Raw genomic sequence first — 8,248 nt, forward strand, 5'->3', positions numbered from 1 at the left:
AGCTAATCTTAGTATGTTTTCTCTATTTTATTAGCGATGATGGTGTTGAAATCTTAGAAGTAATTGAAAATTTAAATTAACTTTGTAGTAATTTAGTTTAATATTATAATGACTAGAGTATAATATTAGTGATGGTAAATCATTATTAAATCAGTAATTTGGCCATAACATATTTATTGTAGTATTGGCCGTTAATGTACAATTTATCTTTTAATTCGCCTTCAATATTGAATCCTGAAGCTTTAAAGAGTTCAACTGCGCGTGCATTTTCAGGGACAACAGAGGCTTCAATACGTCTAATATCATGGTTAATCGACCAAGCTTCAGCAGCGTTTACTAATGCCATACCGATACCGTGTTTCTGATAAAGCTGTCTAACACCAATTGTAATGACCGCTTCGTGACGTTTACGTTCGTAATTTTCAGTTGTTATAAATGCATAACCAACCAATTGATCGTCTTGTTCTGCAACGTAAACGGTGTTTCTTGGAGAAGTGATAATGCGTTCTAGGTGATTGCTAACGCTTGATATGCTCGGTGTATATTCACCAGGGTTATATAATGTGTATTCAGATTCATCATAAATTTTGCTTAATAATTTTATAAAGTCTTCAACGTCTTTTATACTTATTTCACGAATAATATGAGCCATACGGCTTCCTCCCAAATTAATAAACTATTGTGTCTTACATGGTATTATAGCAATAATTCTTAAATATACATAAAATAAAAAACTTTTTAAACTAAAGGGGCAATTTCAAAAATGAAACCAAATGTGCTATTAGCAGGCGGTAGTGGTTATATTGGCAAATATATAAGTAATGTGATTCAAGAAGAAGCGTATATTTATGCTTTATCGAAATATCCTAATACCAAAAAAGAAAATAATAATCGCATAACATGGTTGAAAAGAGATATTTATAGTTATACTGATGTTGTAAAGGCTATGGAAGGAATGGATATTGCGGTTTATTATTTGGATCCTAACAAGAACTCAGCGAAATTAACGCAAGCAACTGCGCGAGATTTAAATCTAATTGCAGCAGATAACTTTGCTAGAGCAGCAGCGCAACAAGGTGTGTCTAAAATAGTGTATGTAAGTGGCAGTCGATTTGATAGCGAGACAGTACAGCGTTTAGAGAATTACGGTGTTCCTGTTGAAAAGACAAACACTCAAATTAAACGTCCACATATTAACGCTGAATTACAAATGTCTAAATACGATGATATCAGAACAGCGATGCGAATGATATTACCTAGGAAATGGACATTGACGTATCTAGTAGATTACTTTATGAAATGGCTGAATGATACACGTGGTACATTGATGCATACGTATCAAGAGAATGGCAGATACTTCATTTATGCCCGTAAAAAATCTAAGCCACTACTAGTAATGGAGAAAGTTGAAGACGATATAGGATTGATAACGTTACATTTCATTTCAGGTTCGATAATTAAACGTAATCAAAAGAAACAAGGCAAATTAGAATTTAGACAAATTAAAGGTACACGCTTAGTCATGATTCATTTATATGATTATATCCCGAAATTGTTATGGCCAATATATTACTTCGTTCAAGCACCGTTACAAGGCTTGATTATGCGAGGGTTTGAAATTGACTGCCGTATTAAACATTTTAACGGACGCGTACAATCTGGAGAAAAAATGAAATATACAAAATAATAGGTGATAAAGTGATGCAAGTATTATTAGTAGAAGATGATCAAACACTATTTCAAGAATTAAAAAAAGAACTCGAACATTGGGATTTCTTCGTGACAGGAATAGATGATTTTAGTGCAGTAATGGATATTTATGAAGAAACTAATCCAGAAATAGTTATTATGGATGTGCAATTACCTAAATATGATGGATTTTATTGGTGTAGAAAGATTAGACAAGTGTCTAACGTGCCAATCTTATTCTTATCTTCTCGCGATAATCCTATGGACCAAGTGATGAGTATGGAATTAGGTGCGGATGATTATATGCAAAAGCCATTCCATACAAACGTGCTAATAGCCAAACTGCAGGCGATTTATCGACGTGTCTATGAATTTGGCGCAGAAGAAAAGCGAACATTGAATTGGCAGGATGCGCTTGTAGACTTATCAAAGGATAGCATTCAAAAAGGCGACGCAGTGATCTATTTATCTAAAACTGAAATGATTATTTTAGAAATGTTAATTCAAAAGCAGAATCAAATTGTTACGAGAGATACGTTAATTACTGCGCTTTGGGATGATGAAGCTTTTGTAAGTGATAATACGCTAACTGTTAATGTAAATCGTTTGCGTAAAAAACTAGCTGATATTGGTATGGATACGCAAATTGAAACTAAAGTAGGTAAAGGTTACATGGCGCATGAGTAACTTGAAATGGTTTTGGTTATTCCTTAAAACACGTAGTAATTGGATTTTTTGGATTGTGTTTTTACATTTGATTTTATTAGGTATGGCTTATATTGATTATGATATTTCAATTGAAGGTATCAGCTTTATTGTAATGCTAAATCTTGGCCTTACTGTACTATTTTTAGTTTTTACCTTTTTGAAAGAAGTTAAGTTATATCAACATTTATATAATAATAAGGAAATTGAAGAAATTAAGCACAAAGATTTGGCTGAAGATCCGTTTCAACGGGAGGTTGTTAATTACCTTTACCGTAAATTAACAAGTCAAAAAGAACGCGTAGTTGAGCAGCAATTACATATCAAAATGACGGAACAATCTTTAACTGAATTTGTGCATGATATTAAAACGCCTGTAACAGCGATGAAGTTGTTAATTGACCAAGAAGCAGAAGGTACCCGTAAAAAGTCATTATTATATGAGTGGGCACGTATTAATGAGTTATTAGATAAACAACTGTATTTAACTCGATTAGAGTCTAAAAATAGAGATATGTATTTTGAAGAAACTGCGTTGAAACGACTGGTCATCGATGAGATTCAATTGACACGTCATATTAGTCAGGCTAAGGGTATAGGTTATGATTTGAATTTTGAGACAAATTTAGATGTATATACAGATGTCAAGTGGTGTCGCATGATGATTCGTCAAATTTTATCTAATTCTTTGAAATATTCACAAGGCCAGGATATTGTTATCCGTTCTTTTATAAAGGATGATCATGTGGCATTAGAAATTAAAGACTTTGGTAGAGGAATTAGTCACAAAGATTTACCACGCATATTTGAGCGTGGTTTCACTTCGACTGCGAATCGTAATGAAACGACATCTTCGGGTATTGGACTGTATTTGGTAAACAGCGTTAAGGAACAATTAGGTATCGATGTTCGTGTTACGTCTACCGTAGGGCAAGGGACTACATTTGTTTTAACTTTTCCGAAACAAAATGAATTAATGGCGCGTATGACGCAAGTGACAACAATGTTACCTTAAAACGTTGATTTGTTACTCCATCTTCATTTCATCCATTGTAATTACTTTTATAATTAAACTGACTAAAGAAGTGCGAAATCACTAAAATAAACGCGCACGGAGATATATTGAATGACGAGGTGAACGATTAACGTGACAATATTACAGGCAAAGCAAATAGCCAAAACCTATGGTAACAAGCAAACTGAACAAGAAGTATTAAAAGATATTGACCTGTCAATTGAAGCGGGAGAGTTTGTTGCTATCATGGGGCCCTCGGGATCAGGCAAAACAACCTTATTGAATGTATTAAGTTCAATTGACTATTTAACACACGGTTCTATTATTTTAGACGGTCAACAATTAGAAAAATTGTCTAACAAAGCATTGTCTGACATCAGAAAAAAAGATATTGGATTTATATTTCAAGAATATAATTTGCTACATACACTAACGGTCAAAGAGAACATCATGTTACCTTTATCCGTTCAGAAGTTAGATAAAAGCGAAATGAATGAGCGCTATCAACGCATCACAAAGGCGTTAAATATATTTGAAATTAGTGATAAGTATCCGTCAGAAATTTCAGGTGGACAACGACAAAGAACGTCAGCTGCACGTGCATTTATTACATATCCAAAGATTATTTTTGCGGATGAACCTACTGGCGCACTTGATTCCAAAAATACTCGAGATTTGTTGCAACGTTTTCAAAAAATTAATGAACTCTATAATGCGACGATAGTGATGGTCACGCATGACCCATTAGCAGCAAGTTTCTCAGAGCGTGTGATTATGTTGAAAGATGGACAAGTTTTTACTGAAATATATCAAGGTGAAGATGATAAAAACGTCTTTCACAGAGAAATTCTACGTGCACAAAGTATCTTAGGTGGCATGATGTATGAGTTTTAGTCATATTATATGGAAGAACTTTCAACAAAATATTATTCATTACGCAATTTATATCTTTTCACTTGTATTAAGTATCGTGTTGTTCTTTAGTTTTATTACGATCAAATATGTACATCATTTAAATGTGCACCAGTCTTTGTCAATGATACGTCAAGGTACACAAGTGGGAAGTTATTTTTTATTTATCATCATTGTCGTATTTATCATGTATACAAATATGTTGTTTATTAAACGACGGAGTTATGAATTCGGGTTATTGCAAACGATTGGTTTAGGTAAAAAAAGTATTATTTACATGCTAATGCTTGAGCAGTTATTTATTTTCATTATAACTGCACTATTAGGTATGATTATTGGCATTTTGGGCTCGAAAATACTACTAATGATTGTGTTGAAATTATTAGGTATACATACATCTGTATCATTCATTTTTAGTTTTCAAGCGATTGCACAAACATTATTTATACTTGTCATTGCCTATATACTCATCATTATCCAAGCATCTATTTATTTAAGTAAATCTTCAATTAAAAGTTTGATGGCCTTTCAAGATACTAAAGAAGATAGTCATATCACGCTTACATTAGGAGAAGTTATATTAGGTGTCTTAGGCGTTGTGCTGATATTGACGGGGTATTATTTATCAACGCGCTTTGTTGAGATTGTGGATGATGTCATACTACCATTTGTTATTTTAATTGTAACTGTTTTAGGAACTTATTTTTTCTTCCGAAGTACGATTTCACTCATATTGAAGATGATTAGATATTTTAAAGGCGGAAATGTGTCTGTAAATGATGTTATTTTCACGTCATCACTCATGTTTCGAATTAGAAAAAATGCATTTTCATTGACTGTAATGGCCATCATCTCAGCAATTACTGTATCAGTTTTATGTTTCGCTGCGATTAGTAGAGGTTCTTTGGCAAATGAAGTGCTTTTAGAGTCACCCCATGAAGTTACGCTAAAAGAAGAGAAACTTGCAAATGAATTAGGATTTGAATTAAGTCGCCATCATATTCCTTATCGTTATGATTTTAAACAAGTCGTATATTCTCAACTATATAAAGATCAGTTATTTGACAATAGTCAGATACAACCTTATGCAGTTACTGTAACGAGCGAAAAATATTTTCCAAATGTGTCTTTAAAAAAAGGTGAAGCAAATTTAATTATGCCTGAAGGTTTAATTCAAGAGTTGTCGAAGCATAAATCAAATGGTACGGCTTCTATTGGAACTAAAAAACATCACGTGAATATTAAATTGCATAATGTGATGGACAAAATTTATTTTAAACAAAGTATTGATTTAGGTGGTCCTACACTAGTATTGAATGATACCGATTATAATTACTTGAAAACACATGCGAATCGTAATTATATCGTTTCACAATATGGCTTTGATTTACAACATAATAGAGATATTCCAAAACTTGAAAGCATTACGAAAGATCTCAACAGTGATGTGCAAACGCGCAGTGAAGTCGTTAGTGAAGTATCCAGTTTAACTGGCATATTACTGTTTGTAACGTCATTTTTAGGCATTGCATTCTTGATTGCCACAGGATGTATTATTTACATTAAACAAATTGATGAAACAGAGGATGAGTTGGAAAGTTATTCAGTATTACGTAAATTAGGATTCATTCAAAAAGATATGGCCAAAGGATTAAAGCTTAAAGTGGCATTTAACTTTGGTATACCATTGATTATTGCTTTGTTGCATTCATACTTTGCTGCTGTGGTCTTTATGAAGATCATTGGTTTTGATAATCAAGTTCCGATTTTTGTCGTAATGGGTATTTACTCAATCATTTACAGCATTTTTGCAGTTATCGCATATAACCATTCTAAACGTACAATTAATCACTCAATTTAAGCTAATATTTTTCTAATATTTCGTATTTGTAAAGAATTTGTAAATGTAATTGTGGTTATGTAAATTTTGTGATATTTTCAAATAGGGACAAATTCAGTAATGGAGTATTACGTGAATAACAGTAAAACATTATATTTACATAAAATTTACAAATAGTCCGAAAAAAGACTTTTGAAAAGTTCTTATTGTAAATGTATTCTTTATCTAAAGTTGTCTTACAATAATAAAAATTTACAACGTGATTGGAAACGATCGCTATAATGGAGGCTTTATAATGTTTACTAAGAAAAAGGATAAGTTCATGGTTCAATTAGAGGAAATGGTATTTAACTTGGACCGTGCTGCAGTTGAATTCGGGAAAATGGATTTCAATACGCACTTAGATTTAAAAGCTTATTCTGATAATATCAAGACTTATGAGTCACATGGTGACGAATTAATGCATCAAGTCATTACGGATTTAAATCAAACATTTATTACACCAATTGAACGTGAAGATATTCTATCTTTATGTAATGCAATTGATGATGTGCTAGACGCTATGGAAGAAACATCAGCAATGTTTGAGATGTATTCAATTGAATATACAGATGAATACATGGCAGAATTCGTAGAAAATATTCAAAAAGCAGTAGCAGAAATGAAATTAGCTGTTGGTTTATTAGTAGAGAAAAAATTATCACACATGCGCATTCATTCTATTAACATTAAAGAATTTGAAACAAACTGTGATGGCATTTTACGTCAATCTATTAAACACATTTTTAACAGCGAAACTGATCCAATCACACTTATTAAAATAAAAGATATTTATGAAAGCATGGAAGAAATCGCAGATAAATGTCAAGTTGTGGCAAATAATTTCGAAACGATTATTATGAAAAATAGCTAAGGGAGTTTTAATTTATGGAATATGTATTAATTATCACTATAGCTATCGTAATATTTTCTTTAATCTTTGACTTTATCAATGGCTTCCATGATACAGCCAATGCGATTGCTACAGCAGTATCAACACGTGCCTTAACGCCTAGAACTGCTATCTTTTTAGCGGCAATTATGAACTTTGTTGGTGCGCTAACTTTCACTGGTGTTGCCGGTACAATAACGAAAGATATTGTTGATCCATTTAAATTACAAAATGGGTTAGTCGTTGTATTAGCCGCAATATTAGCCGCAATTATTTGGAACTTATTAACATGGTATTATGGTATACCAAGTTCATCATCTCATGCGTTGATAGGTTCAATCGCAGGTGCAGCGATTGCAGCACAAGGATTTGGTGTACTTCATTATCAAGGTTTCACTAAGATTATTATTGTTTTAATCATTTCACCAATTATTGCGTTTTGTGTCGGATTCATTATGTATACGATTGTTAAAATTGTCTTTGAAAATGCTAACCTTACTAGAGCGAATCGTAATTTCCGATTCTTCCAAGTATTTACTGCAGCATTACAATCGTTCTCACACGGTACGAATGATGCACAAAAATCAATGGGTATCATTACATTAGCTTTAATTGTAGCCAATATTCAAGATCCATCGAATGTTGAACCAGCTTTATGGGTAAAAGTTGCCTGTGCAACTGCAATGGGTCTAGGTACTGCCATTGGTGGATGGAAGATTATTAAAACTGTAGGTGGAAATATTATGAAAATCCGCCCAGCTAACGGTGCTGCAGCTGACTTATCATCAGCATTAACAATATTTGTAGCATCATCATTACACTTCCCATTATCTACAACACACGTTGTATCATCATCAATTCTTGGTGTTGGTGCTTCTAACAGAGCTAAAGGTGTTAAATGGAACACTGCACAACGTATGATTATTACATGGGTTATTACATTACCAATCTCAGCTATTTTAGCTGCTTTGATTTTCTTAGTTATGAACATTTTCTTATAATTAAATAATTAAGTGTTAGGGAGTAGGACAGAATACTTATTAAATTCGTCGTCTCACCCTTTTCAAACTGCCTATAGAGTCTTTGACTTTGTAGGCAGTTTTTTTATGGGCTCTATAATAAATTGGACTGATGACAAAATTCATCAGTCCAATTT

Annotated in this window: 8 protein-coding genes; 7 read left to right on the top strand and 1 reads right to left on the bottom strand. The window is 32.8% G+C overall.

Features of this window, described 5'->3' with window-relative positions; genetic code table 11:
- Window positions 1–145 precede the first annotated feature (145 nt).
- Window positions 146–652 (bottom strand): GNAT family N-acetyltransferase, encoded by a 507-nt coding sequence (locus tag KA858_RS11855; RefSeq protein WP_210135793.1) that lies wholly within the window; start codon window positions 650–652, stop codon window positions 146–148.
- A gap of 111 nt (window positions 653–763) precedes the next feature.
- Between KA858_RS11855 and KA858_RS11860 the strand changes: the two genes are divergently transcribed.
- The 7 genes from KA858_RS11860 (at window position 764) to KA858_RS11890 (ending at window position 8,093) form a co-directional block, all read left to right on the top strand.
- Window positions 764–1,687, top strand: a complete 924-nt coding sequence (locus KA858_RS11860) for an NAD(P)H-binding protein (RefSeq protein ID WP_210135794.1) — start codon at window positions 764–766, stop codon at window positions 1,685–1,687.
- 14 nt (window positions 1,688–1,701) lie between these two features.
- The gene (gene graR, locus KA858_RS11865) at window positions 1,702–2,376 is read left to right on the top strand and encodes a response regulator transcription factor GraR/ApsR (RefSeq protein WP_053030655.1); all 675 of its coding nucleotides are present in this window, start codon (window positions 1,702–1,704) and stop codon (window positions 2,374–2,376) included.
- Complete coding sequence (locus KA858_RS11870) at window positions 2,369–3,409, top strand: sensor histidine kinase (protein ID WP_210135795.1); 1,041 nt, start codon at window positions 2,369–2,371, stop codon at window positions 3,407–3,409. The genes graR and KA858_RS11870 overlap by 8 nt, the downstream gene beginning before the upstream one ends.
- Before the next feature lie 132 nt (window positions 3,410–3,541).
- Entirely contained in the window at window positions 3,542–4,303 is a 762-nt protein-coding gene (locus KA858_RS11875; RefSeq protein ID WP_053030651.1) for an ABC transporter ATP-binding protein, read from the top strand.
- On the top strand, window positions 4,293–6,182 hold the full coding sequence (locus tag KA858_RS11880; RefSeq protein WP_210135796.1) for an ABC transporter permease: 1,890 nt from the start codon (window positions 4,293–4,295) through the stop codon (window positions 6,180–6,182). Before KA858_RS11875 ends, KA858_RS11880 begins: the two co-directional genes overlap by 11 nt.
- Window positions 6,183–6,456: 274 nt before the next feature.
- Window positions 6,457–7,074 carry a DUF47 domain-containing protein gene (locus tag KA858_RS11885; protein WP_011276491.1) on the top strand — a complete coding sequence of 206 codons (618 nt, stop codon included), beginning with the start codon at window positions 6,457–6,459 and terminating at the stop codon, window positions 7,072–7,074.
- A gap of 14 nt (window positions 7,075–7,088) precedes the next feature.
- Window positions 7,089–8,093 (top strand): inorganic phosphate transporter, encoded by a 1,005-nt coding sequence (locus tag KA858_RS11890; RefSeq protein WP_210135797.1) that lies wholly within the window; start codon window positions 7,089–7,091, stop codon window positions 8,091–8,093.
- Window positions 8,094–8,248 lie beyond the last annotated feature (155 nt).

This window comes from Staphylococcus sp. GDX8P80P (assembly GCF_017893095.1).
GTDB lineage: Bacteria > Bacillota > Bacilli > Staphylococcales > Staphylococcaceae > Staphylococcus > Staphylococcus borealis.

What these genes read in the sequence shown, in the direction of transcription:
- KA858_RS11855 (WP_210135793.1), bottom strand. Translation starts at nt 652, where the DNA reads ATGGCTCATATTATTCGTGAAATAAGTATAAAAGACGTTGAAGACTTT.
- KA858_RS11860 (WP_210135794.1), top strand. Translation starts at nt 764, where the DNA reads ATGAAACCAAATGTGCTATTAGCAGGCGGTAGTGGTTATATTGGCAAA.
- graR (WP_053030655.1), top strand. Translation starts at nt 1,702, where the DNA reads ATGCAAGTATTATTAGTAGAAGATGATCAAACACTATTTCAAGAATTA.
- KA858_RS11870 (WP_210135795.1), top strand. Translation starts at nt 2,369, where the DNA reads ATGAGTAACTTGAAATGGTTTTGGTTATTCCTTAAAACACGTAGTAAT.
- KA858_RS11880 (WP_210135796.1), top strand. Translation starts at nt 4,293, where the DNA reads ATGAGTTTTAGTCATATTATATGGAAGAACTTTCAACAAAATATTATT.
- KA858_RS11885 (WP_011276491.1), top strand. Translation starts at nt 6,457, where the DNA reads ATGTTTACTAAGAAAAAGGATAAGTTCATGGTTCAATTAGAGGAAATG.
- KA858_RS11890 (WP_210135797.1), top strand. Translation starts at nt 7,089, where the DNA reads ATGGAATATGTATTAATTATCACTATAGCTATCGTAATATTTTCTTTA.